Genomic DNA, 21,266 nt, shown 5'->3' with positions numbered 1-21,266 from the left:
AGGGCGTGCAAGGAGATCCACCCCCGTGACATCGCATCACCCGGTGCCCGACCCCGAGGTACCAGCAAAGCCCCGAACAAGGACATACACCGCCGCGTACAAGGCGCGGATCCTGGCCGAGTACGAGACCCTCGATAAGGCCGGCAAGGGCGCCCTGCTTCGTCGGGAAGGCCTGTACACGTCGCTGCTCGCGGCGTGGAAGCATCAGCGTGACGCCGGCGCCCGCGAGGCCCTGGCCAAGCCGGCCGGGCGGCCGAAGACCGATCCGGCGGTGCTGGAGGCAGCCCGGTTGCGGGCAGACAACGAGCGGCTGCGCGCCGAGTTGGACAAGGCCCGCAAGGTGATCGAGGTGCAGGGAAAACTCTCCGCGCTGTTGGGGCAACTCGCGACCGACAGCCAGCACAGCGGGAGCGAGCCGACACCATGATCGACGCTGCGATCACCGAACTGACGTCGCTGATCGGCATCCGGGCGGCGTGCCGAGCCACCGGCCGGCCGCAGGCCAACCATTACCGCCGGCACCGCCAGACGCCTGCGCCACCGCGGCCGGGGCGTGAACCCAGGCCGCAGCCACGTGCCCTGAGCGCGGCCGAGCGTGACAGCGTCCGGGCGTTGCTCAACAGCCCGGACTTCGCCGACATGGCCCCCGCGGCCGTCTACCACACCCTCCTCGACGAGGGCGTGTACGTGGCGTCGGTGTCGAGCATGTACCGGATCCTGCGTGCCCACGGCGAAGTCAGGGAGCGCCGCCGTCACGCGGTGCACCCGCCGAAGGTCAAGCCCGAACTGATCGCCGACGCCCCCAATCGCGTGTGGTCGTGGGACATCACCAAGCTGCGCGGCCCGGCCAAGCGGGACTTCTACCACCTCTACAGCGTGATCGACATCTACAGCCGTTACACCGTCGCGTGGCTGCTCGCCGAGCGCGAGGACGCCGCCCTGGCCGAACGGCTGCTGTCCGACGCGATCACCAAGCAGGGCGTCGCGCGTGAGCAGTTGACCATCCACGCCGACCGCGGCACCTCAATGGCGTCCAAGACGGTCGCGCAGATGATGGCCGACCTCGGCGTGACCAAGTCCCACTCCCGGCCCAGGTGCAGCAACGACAACCCGTTCTCCGAGGCCCAGTTCAAGACCCTGAAGTACCGGCCCGACTTCCCCGACCGCTTCGGCAGCGTCCAGGACGCCCGAGCTCACTGCCGCGCCTTCTTCACCTGGTACAACACCATCCACCGGCACTCCGGCATCGGCTGGCACACCCCACACGACGTCCACCACGGCCACGCCCGGCAGGTCCGCGATGTCCGCGCCGACGTCCTGACCGCCGCCTACACCCGCAACCCCGAACGATTCGTCCGCGGCATCCCGCAACCACCCGCCCTGCCCACCACCGCGTGGATCAACAAGCCCGAGGACACCACGACTCAGTCAACGAACCCCTGAACCGACCGCCCCAAAAAGGTTGACACCTTCCGGGATCTGGCTGCGCTCGTTTGCGGTGGTGCCCCCTTTGCGGCTTCGAGGGCGCGGGTGACGACGAGGAACGCGGCGGCGGCCATCGCGAGGGTGATGTGGGCGTACCAGGCGTCGTAGCGGCGGACCTGGTACTGGTCCAGGCCGACCTCGTTCTTCGCGGTCTGGAACGATTCCTCCACCGACCAACGGCTACCGGCGACCCGCACCAGGTCGCGTAGTCGGGTGCCGCGGGGGCCGAAGCAGACGTAGTAGGCGATGTCGCCGGGATCCGTGATCGAGCGTCGGGCCAGGACCCAGCCGCGGCGGCCGTGGGCAAAGGTGCGGCGGATCGGCAGCCGAGCCCAGTCGTAGCGGCGCGGCCCGTGCGCGCCGTCACCACACGACAGTCGTTGCCACGCGCCCGCACGCACCCTGCCGATCAGCTCGTCGACACCGGTGGTGGTGTGCAGCCCGGAGGGCACCCGATCGTCGCGTCGGGTGGCCATCACGTACGCGATGTCCCGATCCTTCAACCAGCCCCGCAGGCCAGGGTTCTGCCCGTAGGCCTCATCGGCCGTGAACCACGAAAACGGCACCCCCGCGGTGATCGCCCGCTCCAGCATGGCCTGCGCCTGCTGCGGCTTGGTCGCGAACCCGACGGCGTCCGGGATCGCCGAGCGCCGGCACCGGTCCCGATCACCGGTCCACGACTTGGGCAGGTACAACTCCCGATCGATCAACGCCCGACCCCGCGGCGTGGCGTAGCACAGGAACGTGCCGATCTGGCAGTTCTCGGTCTTGCCCGCCGTACCCGAATACTGCCGTTGGACCCCCGCCGACGCACGGCCCTTCTTGACGAACCCCGTCTCGTCAGCGATGAGCACCCCGGCCGCATCGCCGATCTGGTCCACCACGTAATCGCGCACGTCATCGCGGACCGCGTCCCGGTCCCACGCCGCGCTGCACAGCATGCCCTGCAACCCGTCCGGCGACACATGCCCAGCCTGCTCCGCGAGGGTCCAGCCGTTACGCCGCTCCAACGGTGCCAGTAGCCCCCGCACATACGCCCATGCCCGCCGCCGCGGCTCCACCCGCTCAAACCGATGCGCGAACCGGAAGAACAACTCCTCCAACCCGGCATCCCACGACCCGACCACCCGCGCATCCACCACAACCAACCAACGAATGATCAGCACCCGAAGCTACGACCCGCCGTTGCAGTACTAGAGGAAGACGACGAACGCCCCGGGCTGCGGCCCGGGGCGTTCGTCGTCTTCGGTCGTGAACGCGCGCCGTCCGTCCGATTCAAGATCGATCTAGGGACGACATGCCGACGACAGCTCCACCGACGACGCGCGCAGGGGCGCCGGCCGGAGTACCGTTCATTGGCCTGTTAGGACCCTGGCATCGGGCGGCCTCGACTAGCGAGCGCCTACCCTGGCGTTCTGCGGGCGAGGCACCGGCGAGGAGCGAGTAGCGACGTTGAACGTCTTGGGTGTGAACGCCGTGGGCGGCAAGCTGTGGCTTTGCCTGGTCAGCGAGGAGGGAGCACAGGAAACGGAGCCGGGTTGTGTTGAGTTGCGCACCGGCTCCCAGGCCGGGTACGCCATCGAGGCATTCCGGGCCGAGAGCGCCCATGCGTTGAAGGCGTTGTCCCCCGATCGGGTGGTGATCCTGGACCTCGAAGCGGGCGGACGAGTCCCGAAGATCGCGGACATGCGGACCCGGTTCACCGCTGAGGCGCTGCTGGCGTCGGTCGCCGTCGATGCGGTTGTACCCTGCGTCCGGCTCGCACGTGCGACGCTTCGGTCCCGGCTTGGCCTGCCGCGCAAGGGCGGGCTCTCTGATCATGTGACTCAGGTCTTCCCGGCCTCAAGGAGGCACGGCACAAGCACTTGATCGAGGTATGGGACGCCCAATGGGAACCCGATCCGCAGTTTGTCGGGCTGGAGGCTGTGACCTTCATCTGCGCCTACCACCCGGGCGGCAGCGTCTACAACGCGCTCATGGACGGGCACGAGTTCGGTGTCGCCGGCGCGCTGCGGATCTGTGGTCAGATGCTGGACGCTCTGGAGTACCTACACCAGGGCCTCGCGTACGTCCACAGGGACGTGAAGCCCGGCAACGTGCTACTCGACCAGGCACGCGAGAATGCCGTACTTGCCGATCTTGGCTCGGCAGGCAGGATCGACTCGCACAGCAACACGGCGCCTGACTACGGCGGCACACCGCTCTACCTCGCGCCGGAGGCCAAGGTCACGGGGCAGGTGACATCCCGATCCGACCTGTACTCGATCGGCGTCGTGACAGTAGAGATGCTCGCCGGCAGGTTCGAGTACGAGACCATCGGCTTCGCCGACGTGGATGCGCGCCTTGCCGCCGGAAAGCGTGCACTTGACGACCGGCGCTACACGCTTCCACCTTGGGTTCCGCCGAACGTACGAAGGTTCGTCGGCTCGCTCATCCGAGTGGACCCGACGAAGCGGCCCGACACGGCCCGCGCTGCATTGCGGAAGCTCAACGGACTGCGATACGTGGACTGGCGGCGGACCGCGGGAACGGAGCTGCTCGGCGAGTGGGTCGGCACCTGGCCCCCCGACAAGATCGCCTCGAAGCGGCGCAGCTACCGGGTGCAGGCGGCCGAAGTGCCACGTGGCGCCCATGCCGGTGAGATCCGCCTGGTCGCACACTCGCGGACGGTAGCTGGGCAGTGGCGAGCCATCCGCTCCTTGGACCGCTACGCGGATCTTGGAGACGGCAAGGCTCTTGCCGAGTTCTTCAGGCAGGTCGAGGCCGTCGCCCAAGCGGCACCGGCCTGACGAAGCGCCGACTGCTGGGTGCACTCGAGTTCGCTGAGGGAACTAGCAAGATCCCGCGCGGCTGCGTCCGTCAACACCAGCAGCGCTTGGCCGTTAGCAGCACACGGCTCAAGCCAGCCTCGCCCGACCGCCGCCCACAGAGCCTGAGTCAGGCCCAGGACGCGTCGCCCGACGCTTGGGTCAGGCACCGCGCGTACCTCCGTGTCGAAGACATCAAGAAGCGCTTGACCGCCCGGTAGCCGAACCGCCAGAAGGACCGCAGCGTGAGCGCCGGCAGGAGCCCGGGCGTCGACGGCGGCCACCTCGCCGGCCACCATCATTGACACGATCATCCGTGTCAGGCCCTCCCCGCCGCTCATGTAGTCACGCTAGCGCCGACCTATCACGTTGTCAGTGCCATCGCTCCGGGGAGGGCGCGGGCGCGGGTCCCCGCGTCCGACGGCGAACGTCCCGCATCGCTGGCGAATCTGATTGCGTCCCGGCGTTTCCGGGGGTTTTCGGGGGGTGATTCAAAACCCCATCGATACACGTAAGGGCCTGACCAGCGTTCCCGCTGGTCAGGCCCTTACCTCTGTCGGGGTGGCCGGATTTGAACCGACGACCTCTTCGTCCCGAATTACGTCCGGTTACCTGTTGTACCTTGACGTACCGCCATCCATGCAGGTCAGCGTGTCGGCACGTGTTGGTCTGCATGGGGGATTGGCGCTACCTTCCCCATGATCGTCTCCCAGAATTCTCCCCGCGCTGCTGGAGTGCGCAGGCCATCACACGCTTTCGAAGTCTGCAACCACCCGTACAGGGTGGGCCGACACGGTACGTGAGCTGTGGCCGGAGCGCTGTCGATGGTCCGGTGAACCCCCGCGTACGGCCCCGAATGAGACCGCAACTGAGACCACTCCGACCCGCCCGTTCTCTAGCTCTCGAAGGGCTGGCCACCGATGAGCGCGGCAGGAAGGTCAGCCCGTGTGATGACCTGTCGCGGGCCGATGAAGCGGCGGGCCACCAAGAGCCCTGCGGCATGAGCCTCAGCGCCGGCATGGCTGGCCGACGCGTCGGCAATCAGCCACGGCGTGAGGTTGCGCTCGAAGGCATCGACAGCACCCTTCAAAACACAGCTCTCTGTCGCAATCCCGCAGAAGTAGAAAGTGCTCCACCCGCGCCGCTCAAACGCCGCTTCACTGTCGATGGTGAACGGACTGTAAATTCGCTTGTCCAGCATCGTCCCACGGCCCAGATACGGTTGCAGCTCAGGCACAATATCAGTCTCAGGGGAAGACTGGAGCCGGCTCCACTCGAAAAAACGCTCGAATGGACTACCGGGATAGTTGAAGTATCGCGTGAAAAGAACGTCGCCGCCAGACTCCTGCCATCGGCGAACCAGGTCGACAACGATCGGCACAACATGCGCCGACTGCTCTCGCACGAAGCCGTTCTGCATGTCGGTCACCACGAGCACCGGCTGACCTGCCGTCATCTCAACCTCTATCCGCGTCTCGGAGTGTTTCGATTGCCTGCTCCAACGCAGGCATGAGGTCGCTTGTTCGCAAGATGGCTCTCCGCATCGCCTGATGCTGGCCCGTTTCCCGTGGCCGTGAAGTTGTTAGGCGTGAACGAACTCCTCGAAGGTACCGCCATCCGTGCTCCGCCGGAACTTCAGGGTCTCGCCCATGTTCGATCTGGCGGGTTATAGCGTCGGTGAACGCCCACATTGACTGAACTGCCAGTTCACATGCTACAAGCTCGGTCTCTGTTATTGCCCGGTCCGGTGCTGTCGGATGGTAAACGACACCAGACCAAGAGGCGAAGCCGGACGAGATCCCGCGCAGGCCGAATGACTCGATACCCGCGTGGTCGTATCCCTCCGCCAGCAACGATTGCTCTATCAACTCTGCATGAGCTAGATGCTCATCGTCCATCGGCCGATTCCTGTGCAGAAGCACCGACGGTGTAGACATTATCCGGAGCGCAACGTCTAGCAACTCGGGAGGCCAAGCCGATTCGGTTAACCAGTGTGTGCCGAGGACGTAAAGCGCGCTCTGATCAACGGCACGCACGTACCGAGAGAGATAGTCGGCCGCCCACTTAATATTGTCGCCGTAGGACACCTTCCGCCATGCAGCAAGTGAAGCGATGGTAGAGAGCTGCAAGTCTTCGACTAGATGAAAGACGACGGACCCACAAGGCCAGAGGTAAAGAAAGCACTCACCCTCCGGGTGATCAACGGGCGCAACGGAGCACGCGTGCCATTGCCCCTCGGCAGGGTCGAGCGAGAGGCAGTCGCGCAACAATGCTGCGCCTTCCGCGCCTATGTACGCGGGCACGAATTTGTGGGATCGCACGGAGAAGTGCGGGCGGTCTGCCGCGGTGCTGTCAAGTTGACCGAACAAGTCATGAGGCTTCGCGCCGTACGCCAGGCAGTAGAGCTGCCGGTAAATCGGATCGGTAACCGCTACTCGCCCGGTTTCATGGCGGTACATTGCCTTTTCGATCGCTTCGACTGTAGGCGTCTCTCGCAACCCGCCAGTCAGCCCTAAGCGGTGCAGCTCACGCGCTGCCCGCTTCCGCGAGTCCCAGCCTGCTGCCTTCCGGCGGTTCACGAGCACCAAGTTCGGCTTGAGCTGGCGAGGGACCTCAGTGGACATGGGCCGTGTCCCTCGTGTCCGCGCGTGGGGTCTGCCACATCGCCAGCGCAACGGGCACTCTCGATTCCAGGCAGACAAGGTGCCGCTGCCGATCGGAGGCGAGAGAGGGGGACACCTGATGATCCGGGCTAGTCGACGGAAGTGCCCCGGCGCGGCCTACTGGCCTGCCACTGCTGGATGGTCTTCGGCCGCCAGGCCGGGGATCGGCCGAACATCCGATCCGGTGCGGGAGCCTGACCGCGTGAGACGTAGGACGCCCACGTCGCACGACTGATCGGCACGCCGACAGACGCCAGGTAGGCCCTCACGTGTTCTGTGGTCCACCAGTCGGTGGGCAGCTCGCTCGAAGTCATCACTACAAGCCTACGCGGTAGTGGTGCTTGCGCGAATACAACGTCGTGCTGTAGTGTGCGAATACAACGCCAAGTTGTAGCGCTGGCGGCTCCACAGCCGGCGGAGGTGGCTTCGGCTGCGCCGCTCGTGAATCTGATGGACCGCCGTGGCGCTCGATGTTTGACAACTGCACAGAGGTCCGGGGCGCAGGGAGATCCGTCTCCCCGATTGGGTCCCGATGCATGCGATCTAGGGGTGGCAGGCGAGCGTCGGCTGTTGACGTGTCCGGCCGCAAGACGTGTCCGCTTTAGGGGTTTGGGCCCCTTGCTTGCTCAACCGAGGGTCGCCCGCGTGCCTGTGCGGCACGCCTTGTTCGTCGCCCGGGGAGCGCGGCCCATGCGCCGCGCCCCGGGCTGTTTGTCCTACCTGATCCGACCTGATTCGAGCTGGGAGAGGTGCCTGTCATGTCTGTGAGCATCGCCGCCGCCGTGCGGATTTCGACCAAGAGCAGCGCCGTTTGGTGCGAGTGCCGCAGCTGCGGCCAGCTCGCACCGCTTTCGCCGGAGCAGACCCTGTGCCGGGCGTGCCGGCCGTCTACCTGTGTTCCCCGCCGTGGTCGCGCGGCGGGGAAGCGTCGGAGGAACCGTAAGTGAGCTTCGATTTGGATGATGCCGGCCTTGAGGGGCCGAGCGTCGATGACCTGGCGGAGATCGAGGCGGAGATGCCGCTGATCGAGGCCGAGGTGCTGTTGCTGGACGCGCAGATCGCGGTGCTGCGTTTCGGGCCGAGCGAGGTGACTCGTCAGCAGGTCCGCCGGGCGCGGCGTCGGGTGTTGCGGGAGGCCTGCGCGTTGCTGGCCGCCCGTGCCGTGTCGCGTGATGCCGTGCCGCGTCGTGACGCGGCCTGACCTCCTTGTTCCCTTCTTTTCTTTCTTGTGAGGTAGTGATGCGCAAGCTTCTTGGCTGGGTGGTGGCCGCTTTCGTGGTGTTCTACGCGGTCACCAACCCGACTGACACCGCCGGCATGGTGCGGTCGGTCGTGGCCGGGATCGGCACGTTCGCCGCCACCCTCGCCGGGGGTGGCCGGTGATGGCCCCGAGTCTGCCTGATGTGCTGTTCACCGCCGCGGCGGTGATGGCCTGTGACGGTTTGCCGCTGCCTGCCAGGGTCGAGGCGTCCGACGCGTGGGGTCTGGAGCTGGACTTCGCCACGCACGCCGACCTGCGCCGCTGGGTGCGGTTCCTGTGTCTGTCGGACACGGACCGGCGCAGCCAGCCCTACGGCAGCGATGACGTGCCGAAGGTACTGACCAACGTGCACGGCGATTGGCGCGGCATCCGGGTGCGGCTGAGGTGCTGCGAGCCGACCGTCACCACCCCGGCTGATTTCCTTCCCGCGGTGGCCGCCGTATGACCGCCGCCGGGTACGTCCTGCTGATCGTGGCCGGTGGCCCGGCGGCGATGCTCGTGTCCCTGCTGGTCGCCCGCCGGCTGGTCGAGCAGCACGCGGACGGCACGGCTACCGCCATCCGCCGCGCCACCCCCGCCGCTGACCGTCCCACTTCCGGAATGGAGCTGGTTCGATGACCCGCAAGAACCGCCGCGCCGTCATGGCCGAACTGATCCTGCTGGCCAACCCGACCGGCATCGCCGTCCACACCCCGAACGTGTCGCTGTCGGTCAAGTTCGACAGCATCGCCGAACTGAAGTCGTGGCTTCACCTGGCCGGGCTCAACGACCCGGACATGCTGATCGGCGAGCACCAGGGCACCGCCGACGACGGCCGCTCGTACCGGTCGATGAACGCCTACCCGACGTGGCACGGCTGGGAGTTCTACGCCACCGCCACCGAATACCCCGACGCCGAACCGCTGGACACGGACACCGCCGACCGGCTGACCGCCCTGGCGGTGGCCTGATGACCGGCCGCACCTTCACCCACCCGTCCGTCCTCGCGGGCATCGCCGCCGGAGCGTCGTGGGCGGACCCGGAGATGGACCCGACCCGTATCGACTGGACGGCCCGCCGGGCCGCCGCCGCGATCCCGTTCCCCCTGGTGGACGGCCGCCCGGTCAACCCGTACGCGCCGACCGGTATCCGGTACGGCCGCAACGAACTCGGGCACTGGGGCGAGGCCCTGGCCGCCGACGCGATCGTCACCGCCTGCGACCCGGACGGGTGGCGGTGGCTGCTGATGATCGAGCGCGGCGACGGACACGGGTGGGCGCTGCCCGGCGGCCACGTCGACCCCGGCGAGAACCCCACCCACGCGGCGTTCCGAGAACTGGCCGAGGAAACCGGCCTGATCGCCACCCACACCGCCCCGTGGGCGAAGACGCTGCCGGCCCGCTACGTGCCCCGACCCGCGCGCCTCCGATGAGGCGTGGATGGTCACCGTCCCCGTCCGCATCGACCTCGGTAGCCACGTCGGAGCGCTGCCCGACGTCACCGGCGCCGACGACGCCCGCCGCGCCGTGTGGGTGCCCGCCGTCGATTACGGCTGCGTCGTGCGGCACCTGGCCGACGCCTACCGCGGCAAGGTTTTCGCCGCCCACCGTGCCCTGCTTGCCGACATCCTCACCGACTGACCAGGAAGGACACCGACGATGTTTCGTCGCCCGCCGGAGGACCCGGCGATCCTGGCCGCCCGCGCGGCGGCCCACCGCGAATCCGCCGCCGCCGAGGTGGAACGCGCCCGGCTGATGGCGCAGCTCGACCGGGAACAGCAGGAAGCCGCCGCCGAGCACGCCCGCCGCCAAGCGGTCGCGGATGAGCAGGAACGTCGCCGCCGCGCCGCGGCCCGCCGCGTCGAGCGCGCCGAGCGCCGGGAGCGGCAGCGCACGGCCCGGGCGGAGTTCGCCGCGAAGCTACGCCCGGTGCTGCCGCTACTGCTGATCAACGGCGGCGCGGCCTACGCCCAAGCCGCCTACGCCTACTCGCAGATCGCCCCGGCCGCGTGGAACGGGCCGTCTCGGGTGACGTTCGCGGTGGCGTTCGCCGCCGCCCTGGAGTCCATCGCCGTCTACGTCCAGTGGCACGCCCACGACGCCCTCCTACTCAAGGCCCACGCCACCGCCGCCAGCCTGCGCCGCGCCGCGTGGCTGATCGCCGCCGTGGTCGCCGCCATCAACTACGCCCACTTCGCCGACGGCAGCTCCCCCACCGCCGCAGCAGTCGCGTTCGCCCTGCTGTCCCTGCTGTCCCCATGGCTGTGGGGACTGCACACCCGCCGCGCCCAACACGTGCAACTCCTCGCAGAGGACGCCGACCTGATCGACGACGCGGGGGTGGAGTTCTCCCCGAAACGCCGCCGCATGTTCCCGATCCGTTCCCTGATGGCGGCCCGCTGGTCGATCGAGCACAACGAACGCGACCCGCGTAAAGCATGGGACGGCTACCACACCGAACGCGCCGCGCGCACCGCCGGCCGGCAGGCAACCCACGCCGCCCGGAAGGCCGAACGAGCCGCCCGCGCGGAAGCCAAGAAAGACAAGGACACCCCCAAGACTGCCCCTGCCGCGCCGCTGGTCCAGCGTGAACCGGTTCGTGAGCCGGCCCGCCCGGCCCGGCCCACGGCCCGGTCACTGACCGCCGGTGAGCGGGTCATCGCCGCGCACACCGCCGAACCGACCGCCAACCACGAACGCATCGCCCGACTCGCGGAAGTCAGCGTGAGCACCGTCAAACGACACCGCCCCCGCCCCGACACCGGTTCACCAACCACGCCGGACGCTGCGGCAACACCGGTCAACGGTACCCGCGTGGCGGTTGCCGTATGACCCACGCGACCGCCATCCCGCCGCTGTGCCATCCCGACCCGCAGCTACGCGGCGGAGCGCCCGGATGCCCCTACATCGTCCCGTGCACCCAGCGATGCCACATCCGCTGGCTCGACGGTGACGACCAGCTCACCACCAACCCGACCCAGCTCACCGACACCCGCCACCTGATGCGAGAGGACCACTGACCGATGGGCATCTTCAAGCGAGCCGCCGAGAAGATCGCGTACGAGCGTGAGTCGTACCGGATGGGCAAGGAGCACCTGGCCAAGGTGCGGAAGGCCAGCCAGAGCTGACGACCTGCGTACGCCGCCCGGCCCGGACCCGCACCGGGCCGGGCGGTCAGCGGAGGCCGCCACCCCGGCGACCAGACGAAGGAGAACCCCCAGCTATGGCGAAGAAGGACCCGTTCTACGTAGTCGCGACGGAGAACCACCCGGGCCGCACGTGCACGTGGGCCACGGATGCGCGCGACCTGAAAGACGCCGAGCGAATCAAGAACAGCGTGGAGAAAACGGGCGGGTACCCCAAGGGGTCGACCGCACGGATTGTGAAGCGCTGACGACCTGCGTACGCCGCCCGGCCAACTAACCCCCCGCCCGGCGGCACAGCCCAAACGGCCTCAGAAACCAGTGCTGTGCCGCCGGCCCCTTCACGGACAGGAGTCCGATCCGAATGGCCAAGAATACCCGCCCTCCTGCCTGCACCTGCGCGAACACCGGCCGGTGCGGCTACTGCCCCAGCATCGCGGTGACCGCCACCCGAGAGGCCCGACTCCCCGCTGGCAGTCCCGGCCGTACCGCGGCTGACCGGCTCGCCCGCCGCTGACCTGACCGCCTCCGTCCGGCACCAACCCCCGAGGGCTGGTGTCGGGTGGTGGCCGCCAGACCGTCTGGACGGCCGGAAGGGAGCGCCCGACATGGGCAAGAGCAAGGACGAGAAGAAGGCCGCGATCCAACGCCACCGTGACGCCCGCCGTGAGCTGGATCGGGTCAGTCGCAAAAGCCGGGACGTGACGCCGGAGTACCTGGCCGCCAACAGGCGGGTCATCGACGCGGAGAAGAACGTCCCGTGGTGGCGGCGCTGACCTGACCGCCTCCGCCCCCACCGGATCATCGTCGCCGGTCCGGTGGGGTGCGGTGGCCGCCAGACCCGCTGACGGCACAACCAAGGGAGAACCACCGTGGGACGCACCAACCGCGCATCCGGCAACGACCGCGTCGCCGTTCAGGCCGGGCAGGTCTTCGGCCGCCGTGACACCGGCAGCAAGACCCCGAAGGACACCAGCGACACGACACCGGGCCGGACCGAGAACATCCGTGCTGGCCGCGCCACGGTCGGCCGGCAGGCCGACGAGATCCGGGGCGGCCTGACCATCCGGTAACCCACCTGCCCTCACCCCCTACGAGAGGACCCCGCGTGTTCGGCACGAAACGCCAGTACAGCCACCAGATCAGCTCCGGGCGGGTGGAAGTGGTCGAGACGACCCTGCCGCGTCACCTGCGCGGATACGACGAGTACACCACCCAGACGATCACCGAAGGCCCCCTGACCCGCCTGTTGCGCCGCCGCCGCTAACTGGCCGCCTCCGTCCGGCACCGGGTTGCCCGGTGCCGGGTGGTGGCTGCCAGAGCGTCTGGCGGTTGGAAGGGAGCACCCGTCATGGGTCTGTTCAGCAAGAAGCCCACCCCCACCCCCGCCCCGATCAACCGGGATGCGGTGCGCACCCTGCTCAAGCTCGGCATGGCCGAGACCGACGCCGCTGATCGTGACATCGACAGCCGCGAGTTCCGCGACGCCAAGGCCAAGTTCGAGCGGGCGTTCCGTTCCGCCGCGCCGGCTGACCAGGCCGCCGCCTACGACGCCCTCCGCCGACACGGCTACTGACCGCCCGCTGACCCGTCGCCCGCCCGGCGGCACGGCCCTGGCCTCGCAAACCGTGCCGTGCCGCCGGCCCCCACCCGATTCCATGACCGTTGGAGGAGCCCCCATCATGACGTCCCCGAATGAGGACCGTTTCGACTGGCAGGCCGCAGAGCAGGACCTCGGTGAGGTGGTCGACCTCGACGCCGCGCGGCAGCGGCGCGACAACTCGACCGGCGTTGCGCCCGCAGTGCAGGACAACCCGCCGCCCGCGCCCACCGGCCGGCCCGGGGACGCGGGGGAAGTGTTGGAAGGTGACATCGTGGCCGCGCAGGTCACCGACGCGCCGCCGGAGTTGAAGCAGTGGGCGTGGGCGGTGGGGTGGCGGCACAAGGCCCGCCGGCTGTGGACCTACAAGCGGCGCTACGTGTGGAACACGTTCGTGGTGCTCGGCGCGTGGTCGGTGCGCGCGTCCGGCTGGTGGTTCCGAGGCGTGGCCCGCTCGGTCACGGACTTCTTCGCGTTCGTTGATGACCGGCAGGGCCTGACGGTGGCCGATCAGACCGCCGGGGCCGTGGACGGCAAAGCCGACGTGGACGCGTGGTTGAAGGCCCGCGCGGAGCGGCACCGGGAGGTCAAGGACCGCCGGAAGGTGGTCCGCTCCCGCACACTCCTGCCACTGGCCGGGCTGGTCGTAGTGGTCGGGGTGCTGCTGTGGCTCGGCCGGGGTGAGGTGATCCGGGGCAACGCCGGCCGCGCCGCTGTGGCGGTGTGGGTGGGGTTGGGGTGCTGGCTGGTCTGGTACGGCCGCGCCCGCACCGCCCCGTTCTTCCCGCAGTTTCGGGAGCCGTCGCCGTATCCGCCGGTCACCAACGACACCGTGACCGGGGCGCTGCTGGCCACCGGCATCGGCCAGTTCCGCGAGGTGGTGAAGGCCGGACACTCCCCGGTCGATGTGATCTTCCGCGATGACAGCGCAGGCGGGAAGATCGCCGAAACCCATCCGATCCCGGGTGTGACCACGCAGATGGTGATGGCCAAAGCGATTGTCATCGCCGGTGGGTTGAAACGCCCGCCCGCGATGGTGCACCTCTCCCAGGCCCCCACCGGCGTCCCCGGGCATGTGGAGATCCTGGTGTTGGACATCGACCCGGGGCAGACCAAGCCGAAGCGGTTCGCCTACCTCGGCAAGCCGGTCAACGTGGGCGCCCCATGCACGATCGGCTACGACCCGCGTAACCGGCCGGTGCGGTGGCCGCTGCCCGGCGCGAACGGCATCACCACCGGCACCCCAGGCTCCGGGAAGACCGCCTACCTGATCGGGCTGGCGTGTCTGGGCTGCTCCGACGTGGACGGCGCCCAGGTCGCGATCTTCGATTTCAAGGGCATGGGCGACTACGCCGAACTGGAACCGGTCTGTTACGCCTACGGCGCGGACGCCGACCCGACCGAGACCGGCCGGATGCTGGTCGAGTTCCTCAACGCCACCACGCGGGAGGTCATCCGCCGCCGCCGGGTCCTGACCGACCTGAAGAAAGTCGGCTCCGAGCTGCTGGACAACAACGCCGCCGCGCTCACCGACCGGCTCGCCCGGTCGAAGAAACACACCATGCCATGGATCCTGATCATCATCGACGAGATCCACGAGGGTCTCGCCGATCCGGTATACGGCAAAGAAATCGCCGCCCTGCTGACGAACCTGATGAAGATCGGCCGGGCCTGCGGCATCCACGTCGAGATCGCCTCCCAGCGCACCGACACCGACTCCATCCCAACCTCGATCAGCTCCCTGCCGATCGTGCGGGTCGCGTTCCACCAGAACGGACAGCCCGGTAACGACATGATCCTCGGCACCGGCGCCTACCGGCGCGGTGTCGACGCGACCGCGTTCCGCCGCGGCGCGGCCGGCACCGCCGCCGACGACCGGGGATCCTGCTGGTACATCGGCTCCGAAGGCGGCGAACCCGTCCGCGTGCGGACCACGTTCGTCCTCCCCGACGTCAAACGGATCGTGGCTTCCGCCCTGGCAGGGCGAACCAAGGCCGGCACGCTGACCGGCGCGGCGGCCGGGATCATCGAGCAGCCCGAGACCGCCCCCGCCTTCAACGCGCTCGACGACGTACGCGCGGTGTTCCTCGGCGATGAGATCGCACTGCACGGCGATGTGATCTTTCACCGGGTGGAGATCCGCCACCCCGGTCGGTGGAAGTCGCAAGCCGCGCTGACGGCCGCGATCAAGGCCGAGGCACCCGGCTGGAAGTCTCCCACCGTCCCCATCGGACAGGTCCGCCCGGCCGACGCGCCGGTGGACGCCGGGATCGAGAAGACCCGCCAGGGCATCCGCCTTGCCCACCTCGAAACCGCGATCACGGAACGTGACAGCAAGCGGGATGCCTGACCCCGTCTCGTCTGACCGAAACAGGCCCGGACGCACCTCGTAAACGATCACCGAGCGCCCGCAAGGCCTTGTGGATACAGCCGCAAGGCCTTGCGGGTCCGCAAGGTGACCACATTGCGCCAAAACCACACCCCTACCAGCCGACTCGCACCCTCGCGGCCGGTAGGCGGCGCACACCCAAAAACCGCCCTGGAGGCCCCGGTGACCACCCCCACCCGACACCCGCTATGGGCAATGTTCGTCCTGCTCGCCGCCCTGCTCTGGATCACCGCCCGCACCACACCCGGACTAACATTGATCACTGTCGGTAGCCTCACGGTCGGGTTCGGGCACCCCTGGTGGGGCCTCACGACCACAGCGATCGGCGCGCTGATCTACCGCCAACAGTGCTCCCGCACCCCCTACTCACCCTGCCTGCGATGCAAAGGCAGCGGACACCACCGCACCCGCCGCACCCGCGCCTGCCGCCCCTGCCGAGGCAAGGGCGTGCGGATGCGGTGGGGACGGGCCGTCATGAACACCTACCGCCGCGCCACCCACACCGCCCCCACCGCGCCCGCCGCCCGCCCGGCCCGCCCATTCACCCCGAACACCCACGCCGACGCGCTGCGCGAATCCGCCGACGACACCGACCGGCGCTACCACGGGTAGCACCGCCACGTCGCCCGCAACAACCTCACGACAGGGGAACCCCACGATGAACCCTCACCGCATCCAACGCCGCCGCACCGCCGGATGGCGCATGCCCCCCAACACCGTCTACGTCGGGCGGCCCACCAAGTGGGGGAACCGTTTCGGCGCCGACGCCACCTCCGCAAGCAGGACCGGCGCCGTCCGCCTGTTCCGTCTCTGGGTCGCCGAGCACCCCGACTACGCAGGCGCCGCCCGCGCCGAACTGGCCGGCAAGAACCTGGCCTGCTGGTGCCCCCTGGATAAGCCCTGCCACGCCGACGTGCTCCTCACGATCGCCAACCCGCCGAAGGAGAACGACGTGACCACCGCCCCGCTTGACCCGATCCGGCCCCGACCCGACATGCCGGCCGACCTGACCCCGGCCACCATCCTGCGCCACGCCGCCCGCTACCTCGAACTCCACGGCTGGACCCGAAACACCCCCGACGAGCACACCTCATATCCACCGTCCCGCACCCTGGACGCCATCACCATCGCCGTCTACGGCTACCCCGCCACCATCACCGACCGGCGAAACAGCGACCCCGACACCGCCGCCCTACGAGACGACACCATCCACTGCCTGACCTATTTCCTGTGGCAGGACGGCCGCGTCCCCGAAGGCGACTACATGGGCGCGCTCTGCTGCTCCGACACCGAAATCGTCTCCAACTGGAACAACCACACCGCCCAAACCCTGACCGATGTCCTCGACACCCTGCACGCCTGCGCCGACGACTACGACCGCACCCACATCACCGAAGACCAGCCCGACATCTGCGCCGTCGTCTCGACAACGCAGGCCGCCTGATGCCCGGCTACGCCGACCGGCCCTCAAAACGCGACACCCCGCTGTCCGGCCTCGAAGTCCGGCTGACCGGCACCCCCGCCGACCTCGACGCCGCCGCCCGCGCCCTGACCACCACCGGCCACCTCGCGTGGCGCGGCCCGCACCGACCGCTCACCGGTGCCGACGCGGGCCGCGCCCGGCTCTACCTACGTCTGAACGTCACCCCCGTTCTCCACGGCGGGCCGCCGCCGTGGGATCGCTGACCACCGGTGGGGATGGCCCTGGTTCCTCGACGTGGTACGCCAGGTACGACCCCGATACGTGCTCGTGGAAAACGTCGCAGCTCTCCTTCGCGATCGAGTCGCTTTCGGGTGGCTGCTCGGTGACCTAGCCACGCTCGGGTTCGATGCGCGATGGAGCGTGCTTTCCGCGTGCGCCGTGGGTGCACCACACGTGCGGGAACGCCTGTTCCTACTGGCCCACCCCCACGGCGAGCATGGGCCGCTCCGGCTGGCCGATCCGCGCGAACCCCGACGGCGGCACCGGTCGGCGCATGCGCCCGTCGGTGACCGAGCGGGTGCGTGGGGTCATCCAGAAAACGGGCTCATGGAGGCCGAGCGGGGAAGCCGTCGAGTGGCTGATGGGCTTCCCGACCGGTTGGAGCCTGCCCGCGTCCGAGCCCTCGGCAACGCCGTCGTCCCCCACGTCGCCGAAGTCGTCGGCCGCCTGATCGCCGCCCACCACCGGCAGCACCCCGGATAACCCCGAAACACCTGACCGGCGCGCTACGCGCGCTCACCACCTGGTGGCCAGCGCCCGAACGGCGCTGGCCACCCTTCGCCTGCGCCCTGGAAGGACCGTCACGTCATGCCTGAGGCTTCCGTGTTGCTGGCCGCCGCGCTCGCCTGTGCGGCGCGCGGCTGGCACGTGTTTCCCCTGCGTCCCGACCACCCGCACGCGGACGAGGATGAGGCGAAACGGCCCGCGTTCCCGAACCGGTGCACCGCCGAGAAGTGCGACCGCGCCGACCCGCGCTGCAAGGCTGCGGGCCGGCATGTGGGGTGGGAGGAACGCGCCACCACCGACCCCGACCGTATCCGCCGCGCCTGGTCGCACCGCCCGTACGGGGTCGGGATCGCGTGCGGCCCGTCCGGGCTGCTGGTGGTCGACCTGGACGTGCCCAAACATCCCGGCGACACCCCGCCCCCGGAATGGGCCGGCATGCGGGACGGGGTGGACGTACTCGCCGCCCTGGCCGCCCGGCACGGCGGCACCATCGACGCCACCTACACGCAGACCACCGGCCGGGGCGGAAGCCACCTGTTCTACCAGCACCCCGACACCGGACCGAAGCTGCGCAACACCACCGGAGAACGCGGCGGCATCGGCTGGAAGGTCGACACCCGCGCCCACGGCGGCTACGTCGTCGCCGCCGGATCGACCGTCAACGCCCGCCCCTACACCATCGCCCTGGACTGCGACCCCTGCCCGCTGCCCGGATGGCTCGCGTCGCTGCTCACCCCAGTCACGCGGCCCGCCTACCGGCCTGCCGCGGTGGCGCTGCCGGCGGACCGGTACGGCCGGTACGTCGCCGCGGCGATCCGCCGGCAGGTCGACCACCTCACCTCCGCGCCCGAGGGGGAGCGGAACAATGTGCTGTTCATCAGCGCGGCGGTACTCGGTGAACTCGCCACCGGGGGTGCGCTCACCGAGGACGACGTGTACGCCGCGTTGGAACCGGCCGCGCTGTCGACCGGGCTGTCAGCGCGGGAGGTCGCCCGCACGATCGCATCCGGCCTGCGTGCCGGCGCACGCCACCCCCGCCACCTGACCGCCGCAGGGCGGGCCGCATGAGCGGGCCGCTGTTCCTGCTGGGCACCCATCAGCCCGGATGGCTGGCACAGGCCGGTGTGCCCTTGTTCGTGTCCGACCGGCGGCTACGGGTGTACAAACCCTGCCCCGCGCGGCTGCGGCGTGGGCGTGCGACTCCGGCGGGTTCACCGAGCTCCAGCAGTACGGCCGGTGGACCGTCACCCCCACCGACTACATCACCCGGCTACGCCGCTACCGAGACGAGACAGGGCTGATGCTGTGGGCCGCCCCGCAGGACTGGATGTGCGAACCGATCGTCATCAACGGCGGCACCGCCGCCGGGCAGCGGTTCGCCGGCACCCACCTCACCGTCGCCGAGCATCAGCGCCGCACCGTCGCCAACTACGCGCAGCTACGCGAGCGCGCCCCCGACCTGCCCATCATCCCCGTCGTACAGGGCTGGGAAGCCGACGACTACCTACGCTGCGTCGACCTGTACTGGACGATGCTCCGCGTCGACCTGACCACGATGCCGCTGGTCGGGATCGGCTCCGTCTGCCGACGACAAGGCACCCGCGCCGCCGCGCCGATCCTGACCGGGCTGCACGGGTGCGGCATGCGGCGGCTACACGGCTTCGGCTTCAAAACCCTCGGGCTGGCCGAATACGGCCACCTCCTCACCTCCGCCGACTCGATGGCCTGGTCCGTCGAGGCCCGCAAACTCCGCCGACCCGCACTCGCCGAATGCGTCCAGGCCGGACGACACCGCAACTGCGCCAACTGCCTGCCCTACGCCCTGCGCTGGCGAACAAGCGTGCTCGCAGCCGCGCGGCCCAACACCCATCCACGGAAGGAGGCAGCATGACCGAACGAGAAAAACCACCCGTGAAGATCGGCACCGGACCCGAGAGCATCCGCGCGCTCAAATCCGCCCTGGTAGACGGACTGCTGCCCAACACCTACGTCTCCGGCGGCACGCTCGTGCACATGGAAGCCATCTCCGGCGGCGTCGCCGCCGCCGCCGACGAGAACTCCCCGCTGCCGGTGTCGGCGAGCACCATCACACCCGCCAGCCTCGCGGGGCTGCTCGCCGAACACGCCGACGTCTACCGGATCAAGTCCCGCAAGGACGAGCAGGGCAACCCCACCACCTACGAGGAAGAAGCCACCCCTTCCCGAGAGGTACTGGCGTCCGTGCTGGCCGGCAAGACATGGCCAAACGTGCCTGGCCTGCGCGGAATCATCGGCGCTCCGGTTCTGCGCCGTGACGGCACCCTGCTGCAACAGCCGGGCTACGATCCCGCCACCGGCTTCTACCTCGCCTCCAAGGTCGCGCTGCCGACCGTGCCGGACGCGCCCACCCCGGAGCAGGTGGCCAAGGCGCGGCGGTTCCTGCTCGGCCGATTCCTACGCGACTTTCCCTGGACCAGCGCCGCCGACCGGGCCAACTACATCGCCCTGTTGGCCACGCCGATCCTGCGACACTTCACCCGATCCCTGACCCCGTTCGCGCTCATCGACGCCACCATGCCCTCATCCGGCAAGTCGATCCTCACCGCCGGCCCCGGCATGCTCTACGGCCAGCGCGTCATGCCCTGGGCCTACTCCGACGAAGAGTTGCGCAAGTCCATCACCGCCGTATTCGCCGAACAGGTCGGCGTGGTCATCTGGGACAACCTCGCCGAAGGCACCGTCATCGACTCGCCCACCCTCGCGCTGCTCGTCACCGCCGGAGAGTGGTCCGACCGCCAGTTGGGCGCGTCGCGCAACATCGCCAGCGTCAACGACCGGCTATGGATGGCCACCGGTAACAACCTGCAAGTCGGAGGCGACATGGCTTCCCGCACCGTGCGGGTGCATCTCGACCCCGACATGCCCCGTCCCGAACTCCGCGACCAGTCCGGATTCGGCATCCCCCATCTCGACCAGTGGATCACCGTCCCCGCGAACCAACTCATCGTCCTGTGGCACCTGCTAGTGCTCGTGCTCGACTGGACCCGCCAGGGAGCCCCGCGCGTGACGGGTGTGACGATGCGGCAGTTCACGCCGTGGGCGCAGTACCTCGGCGGGTTCCTCGCCCACCACGACATCGACGGATTCCTGACCAACGCCGCCGACGTCCGCGAGATCGACCAAGGCGAACAACGCTGGGGGGCATTCCTCGCCACCTGGCACGAACGCCACGGCGACCGACCGATGACCGCCGCCGAACTTCGCCGCGACGCCGAACCGACCCACTTCGGCAGCGACGTACACGACCCCTGGGACGGGCAGTTCATCACCACCGAATCCGGCCGCCTACCCAACCCCCTGCACCTCGGCAAACTCCTGACCGGACAGGCCGGGCGGTACCGCGGCAACTACGTCCTACGCGCCGGCAAAACCGAACGCGGCGACCGGGGCCTGTTCTGGGTCAAGAGAGACGACCGATGAAACCCGCTGAACCATCTCCGCAACTCCGCAACTCCGCAACTCCGCAACTCCGCAACTCCGCACAAACCCCGAACCACCAGGGGAAACGCCCTGCGGAGATCCAACCCATAGAACAAACCCAACTCCGCAACTCCGCACGATCGTGCGGAGTTGCACCGGCAGTTGCGGAGATGGTCACCACCACCGGCCACCAAACTCCGCAACCGTTTTCGCAGCTCACAGCCACCTTTGCGGAGTTGCGGAGTTGCGGAGATGGTTCAGCCTCCCTCGCA

At 69.0% G+C, this 21,266-nt stretch carries 24 protein-coding genes and 3 pseudogenes; 24 read left to right on the top strand and 3 right to left on the bottom strand.

What is annotated here, in order from left to right; translation table 11 throughout:
- Positions 1 to 25: 25 nt before the first annotated feature.
- Positions 26 to 1,443 (top strand): IS3 family transposase gene (locus QTQ03_RS17800; RefSeq protein WP_502889743.1). Its coding sequence is split into 2 segments (ribosomal slippage): positions 26 to 356 and positions 356 to 1,443, totalling 1,419 coding nucleotides; the frame shifts between segments, so codons are not numbered across the junction.
- Here QTQ03_RS17800 and QTQ03_RS17795 read toward each other — a convergent pair.
- On the bottom strand, positions 1,425 to 2,612 hold the full coding sequence (locus tag QTQ03_RS17795; protein WP_289280878.1) for an IS701 family transposase: 1,188 nt from the start codon (positions 2,610 to 2,612) through the stop codon (positions 1,425 to 1,427). The genes QTQ03_RS17800 and QTQ03_RS17795 overlap by 19 nt on opposite strands.
- Before the next feature lie 340 nt (positions 2,613 to 2,952).
- Here QTQ03_RS17795 and QTQ03_RS17790 point away from each other — a divergent pair, with 340 nt between their 5' ends.
- Both QTQ03_RS17790 and QTQ03_RS17785 read left to right on the top strand, forming a co-directional pair.
- Positions 2,953 to 3,354: a hypothetical protein gene (locus tag QTQ03_RS17790; protein ID WP_289279042.1), complete on the top strand. Its 402-nt coding sequence runs from the start codon at positions 2,953 to 2,955 to the stop codon at positions 3,352 to 3,354.
- Positions 3,351 to 4,274 (top strand): protein kinase domain-containing protein, encoded by a 924-nt coding sequence (locus QTQ03_RS17785; RefSeq protein ID WP_289279041.1) that lies wholly within the window; start codon positions 3,351 to 3,353, stop codon positions 4,272 to 4,274. Before QTQ03_RS17790 ends, QTQ03_RS17785 begins: the two co-directional genes overlap by 4 nt.
- A gap of 913 nt (positions 4,275 to 5,187) precedes the next feature.
- Here QTQ03_RS17785 and QTQ03_RS17780 read toward each other — a convergent pair.
- Positions 5,188 to 5,748, bottom strand: coding sequence for a cysteine hydrolase family protein (locus tag QTQ03_RS17780; RefSeq protein WP_289279040.1), 561 nt, complete (start codon positions 5,746 to 5,748; stop codon positions 5,188 to 5,190).
- Positions 5,749 to 7,898: 2,150 nt separating this feature from the next.
- Between QTQ03_RS17780 and QTQ03_RS17775 the strand changes: the two genes are divergently transcribed.
- The 18 genes and pseudogenes from QTQ03_RS17775 to QTQ03_RS17690 form a co-directional block, all read left to right on the top strand.
- Positions 7,899 to 8,156 carry a DUF6284 family protein gene (locus tag QTQ03_RS17775; protein ID WP_289279039.1) on the top strand — a complete coding sequence of 86 codons (258 nt, stop codon included), beginning with the start codon at positions 7,899 to 7,901 and terminating at the stop codon, positions 8,154 to 8,156.
- 38 nt (positions 8,157 to 8,194) lie between these two features.
- Positions 8,195 to 8,338: a hypothetical protein gene (locus tag QTQ03_RS17770; RefSeq protein WP_289279038.1), complete on the top strand. Its 144-nt coding sequence runs from the start codon at positions 8,195 to 8,197 to the stop codon at positions 8,336 to 8,338.
- On the top strand, positions 8,338 to 8,661 hold the full coding sequence (locus QTQ03_RS17765) for a hypothetical protein (RefSeq protein ID WP_289279037.1): 324 nt from the start codon (positions 8,338 to 8,340) through the stop codon (positions 8,659 to 8,661). Before QTQ03_RS17770 ends, QTQ03_RS17765 begins: the two co-directional genes overlap by 1 nt.
- Complete coding sequence (locus QTQ03_RS17760; protein ID WP_289279036.1) at positions 8,658 to 8,834, top strand: hypothetical protein; 177 nt, start codon at positions 8,658 to 8,660, stop codon at positions 8,832 to 8,834. Before QTQ03_RS17765 ends, QTQ03_RS17760 begins: the two co-directional genes overlap by 4 nt.
- A 23-nt stretch (positions 8,835 to 8,857) precedes the next feature.
- The gene (locus QTQ03_RS17755) at positions 8,858 to 9,166 is read left to right on the top strand and encodes a hypothetical protein (protein WP_289280877.1); all 309 of its coding nucleotides are present in this window, start codon (positions 8,858 to 8,860) and stop codon (positions 9,164 to 9,166) included.
- Positions 9,166 to 9,835, top strand: a pseudogene (locus QTQ03_RS17750) (NUDIX domain-containing protein). Before QTQ03_RS17755 ends, QTQ03_RS17750 begins: the two are co-directional and overlap by 1 nt.
- An 18-nt stretch (positions 9,836 to 9,853) precedes the next feature.
- Positions 9,854 to 11,026, top strand: a complete 1,173-nt coding sequence (locus QTQ03_RS17745; protein ID WP_289279035.1) for a hypothetical protein — start codon at positions 9,854 to 9,856, stop codon at positions 11,024 to 11,026.
- Positions 11,023 to 11,214: a hypothetical protein gene (locus QTQ03_RS17740; RefSeq protein ID WP_289279034.1), complete on the top strand. Its 192-nt coding sequence runs from the start codon at positions 11,023 to 11,025 to the stop codon at positions 11,212 to 11,214. The genes QTQ03_RS17745 and QTQ03_RS17740 overlap by 4 nt, the downstream gene beginning before the upstream one ends.
- 203 nt (positions 11,215 to 11,417) lie before the next feature.
- Positions 11,418 to 11,588 (top strand): hypothetical protein, encoded by a 171-nt coding sequence (locus QTQ03_RS17735; RefSeq protein WP_289279033.1) that lies wholly within the window; start codon positions 11,418 to 11,420, stop codon positions 11,586 to 11,588.
- Between the two features lie 357 nt (positions 11,589 to 11,945).
- Complete coding sequence (locus QTQ03_RS17730) at positions 11,946 to 12,113, top strand: hypothetical protein (RefSeq protein ID WP_289277963.1); 168 nt, start codon at positions 11,946 to 11,948, stop codon at positions 12,111 to 12,113.
- Positions 12,114 to 12,209: 96 nt separating this feature from the next.
- The gene (locus QTQ03_RS17725) at positions 12,210 to 12,410 is read left to right on the top strand and encodes a hypothetical protein (protein WP_289277962.1); all 201 of its coding nucleotides are present in this window, start codon (positions 12,210 to 12,212) and stop codon (positions 12,408 to 12,410) included.
- A gap of 35 nt (positions 12,411 to 12,445) precedes the next feature.
- Positions 12,446 to 12,604, top strand: coding sequence for a hypothetical protein (locus tag QTQ03_RS17720; protein ID WP_289277961.1), 159 nt, complete (start codon positions 12,446 to 12,448; stop codon positions 12,602 to 12,604).
- An 84-nt stretch (positions 12,605 to 12,688) separates the two neighbouring features.
- On the top strand, positions 12,689 to 12,913 hold the full coding sequence (locus tag QTQ03_RS17715) for a hypothetical protein (RefSeq protein ID WP_289279032.1): 225 nt from the start codon (positions 12,689 to 12,691) through the stop codon (positions 12,911 to 12,913).
- Between the two features lie 106 nt (positions 12,914 to 13,019).
- Entirely contained in the window at positions 13,020 to 15,287 is a 2,268-nt protein-coding gene (locus QTQ03_RS17710) for a P-loop NTPase family protein (protein WP_289279031.1), read from the top strand.
- A gap of 201 nt (positions 15,288 to 15,488) precedes the next feature.
- Positions 15,489 to 15,938 carry a hypothetical protein gene (locus QTQ03_RS17705; RefSeq protein ID WP_289279030.1) on the top strand — a complete coding sequence of 150 codons (450 nt, stop codon included), beginning with the start codon at positions 15,489 to 15,491 and terminating at the stop codon, positions 15,936 to 15,938.
- A gap of 46 nt (positions 15,939 to 15,984) precedes the next feature.
- Positions 15,985 to 16,770: a DUF4326 domain-containing protein gene (locus QTQ03_RS17700; RefSeq protein WP_289279029.1), complete on the top strand. Its 786-nt coding sequence runs from the start codon at positions 15,985 to 15,987 to the stop codon at positions 16,768 to 16,770.
- Complete coding sequence (locus QTQ03_RS17695; protein ID WP_502889772.1) at positions 16,770 to 17,012, top strand: hypothetical protein; 243 nt, start codon at positions 16,770 to 16,772, stop codon at positions 17,010 to 17,012. The genes QTQ03_RS17700 and QTQ03_RS17695 overlap by 1 nt, the downstream gene beginning before the upstream one ends.
- Positions 17,005 to 17,184, top strand: a pseudogene (locus QTQ03_RS17690) (DNA (cytosine-5-)-methyltransferase); the annotation flags it as partial. The gene QTQ03_RS17695 and the pseudogene QTQ03_RS17690, both read left to right, overlap by 8 nt.
- Positions 17,185 to 17,220: 36 nt before the next feature.
- On the opposite strand, the gene QTQ03_RS17685 reads toward QTQ03_RS17690, so the two are convergent.
- A complete protein-coding gene (locus tag QTQ03_RS17685; RefSeq protein WP_289279028.1) occupies positions 17,221 to 17,502 on the bottom strand; it encodes a hypothetical protein in 282 nt (93 codons plus the stop codon).
- Positions 17,503 to 17,616: 114 nt separating this feature from the next.
- Between QTQ03_RS17685 and QTQ03_RS17680 the strand changes: the two genes are divergently transcribed.
- From QTQ03_RS17680 to QTQ03_RS17670, 3 genes and pseudogenes are all read left to right on the top strand, one after another.
- Positions 17,617 to 18,603, top strand: coding sequence for a bifunctional DNA primase/polymerase (locus QTQ03_RS17680; RefSeq protein ID WP_289279027.1), 987 nt, complete (start codon positions 17,617 to 17,619; stop codon positions 18,601 to 18,603).
- Positions 18,600 to 19,426, top strand: a pseudogene (locus QTQ03_RS17675) (deazapurine DNA modification protein DpdA family protein). Before QTQ03_RS17680 ends, QTQ03_RS17675 begins: the two are co-directional and overlap by 4 nt.
- Positions 19,423 to 20,994 carry a hypothetical protein gene (locus tag QTQ03_RS17670; RefSeq protein ID WP_289279025.1) on the top strand — a complete coding sequence of 524 codons (1,572 nt, stop codon included), beginning with the start codon at positions 19,423 to 19,425 and terminating at the stop codon, positions 20,992 to 20,994. Before QTQ03_RS17675 ends, QTQ03_RS17670 begins: the two are co-directional and overlap by 4 nt.
- Positions 20,995 to 21,266 lie beyond the last annotated feature (272 nt).

The sequence above is a fragment of the Micromonospora sp. WMMA1363 genome (genome assembly GCF_030345795.1).
In the GTDB taxonomy this organism is placed as follows: Bacteria; Actinomycetota; Actinomycetes; order Mycobacteriales; family Micromonosporaceae; genus Micromonospora.
This window is presented reverse-complemented; position numbering and strand designations above follow the sequence as displayed.

Coding starts and splice junctions, on each gene's coding strand:
- QTQ03_RS17695 (WP_502889772.1), top strand. CDS start 16,770: ATGCCCGGCTACGCCGACCGGCCCTCAAAACGCGACACCCCGCTGTCC.
- QTQ03_RS17730 (WP_289277963.1), top strand. CDS start 11,946: ATGGGCAAGAGCAAGGACGAGAAGAAGGCCGCGATCCAACGCCACCGT.
- QTQ03_RS17745 (WP_289279035.1), top strand. CDS start 9,854: ATGTTTCGTCGCCCGCCGGAGGACCCGGCGATCCTGGCCGCCCGCGCG.
- QTQ03_RS17735 (WP_289279033.1), top strand. CDS start 11,418: ATGGCGAAGAAGGACCCGTTCTACGTAGTCGCGACGGAGAACCACCCG.
- QTQ03_RS17780 (WP_289279040.1), bottom strand. CDS start 5,748: ATGACGGCAGGTCAGCCGGTGCTCGTGGTGACCGACATGCAGAACGGC.
- QTQ03_RS17700 (WP_289279029.1), top strand. CDS start 15,985: ATGAACCCTCACCGCATCCAACGCCGCCGCACCGCCGGATGGCGCATG.
- QTQ03_RS17740 (WP_289279034.1), top strand. CDS start 11,023: ATGACCCACGCGACCGCCATCCCGCCGCTGTGCCATCCCGACCCGCAG.
- QTQ03_RS17765 (WP_289279037.1), top strand. CDS start 8,338: ATGGCCCCGAGTCTGCCTGATGTGCTGTTCACCGCCGCGGCGGTGATG.
- QTQ03_RS17670 (WP_289279025.1), top strand. CDS start 19,423: ATGACCGAACGAGAAAAACCACCCGTGAAGATCGGCACCGGACCCGAG.
- QTQ03_RS17755 (WP_289280877.1), top strand. CDS start 8,858: ATGGCCGAACTGATCCTGCTGGCCAACCCGACCGGCATCGCCGTCCAC.
- QTQ03_RS17680 (WP_289279027.1), top strand. CDS start 17,617: ATGCCTGAGGCTTCCGTGTTGCTGGCCGCCGCGCTCGCCTGTGCGGCG.
- QTQ03_RS17715 (WP_289279032.1), top strand. CDS start 12,689: ATGGGTCTGTTCAGCAAGAAGCCCACCCCCACCCCCGCCCCGATCAAC.
- QTQ03_RS17760 (WP_289279036.1), top strand. CDS start 8,658: ATGACCGCCGCCGGGTACGTCCTGCTGATCGTGGCCGGTGGCCCGGCG.
- QTQ03_RS17710 (WP_289279031.1), top strand. CDS start 13,020: ATGACGTCCCCGAATGAGGACCGTTTCGACTGGCAGGCCGCAGAGCAG.
- QTQ03_RS17770 (WP_289279038.1), top strand. CDS start 8,195: ATGCGCAAGCTTCTTGGCTGGGTGGTGGCCGCTTTCGTGGTGTTCTAC.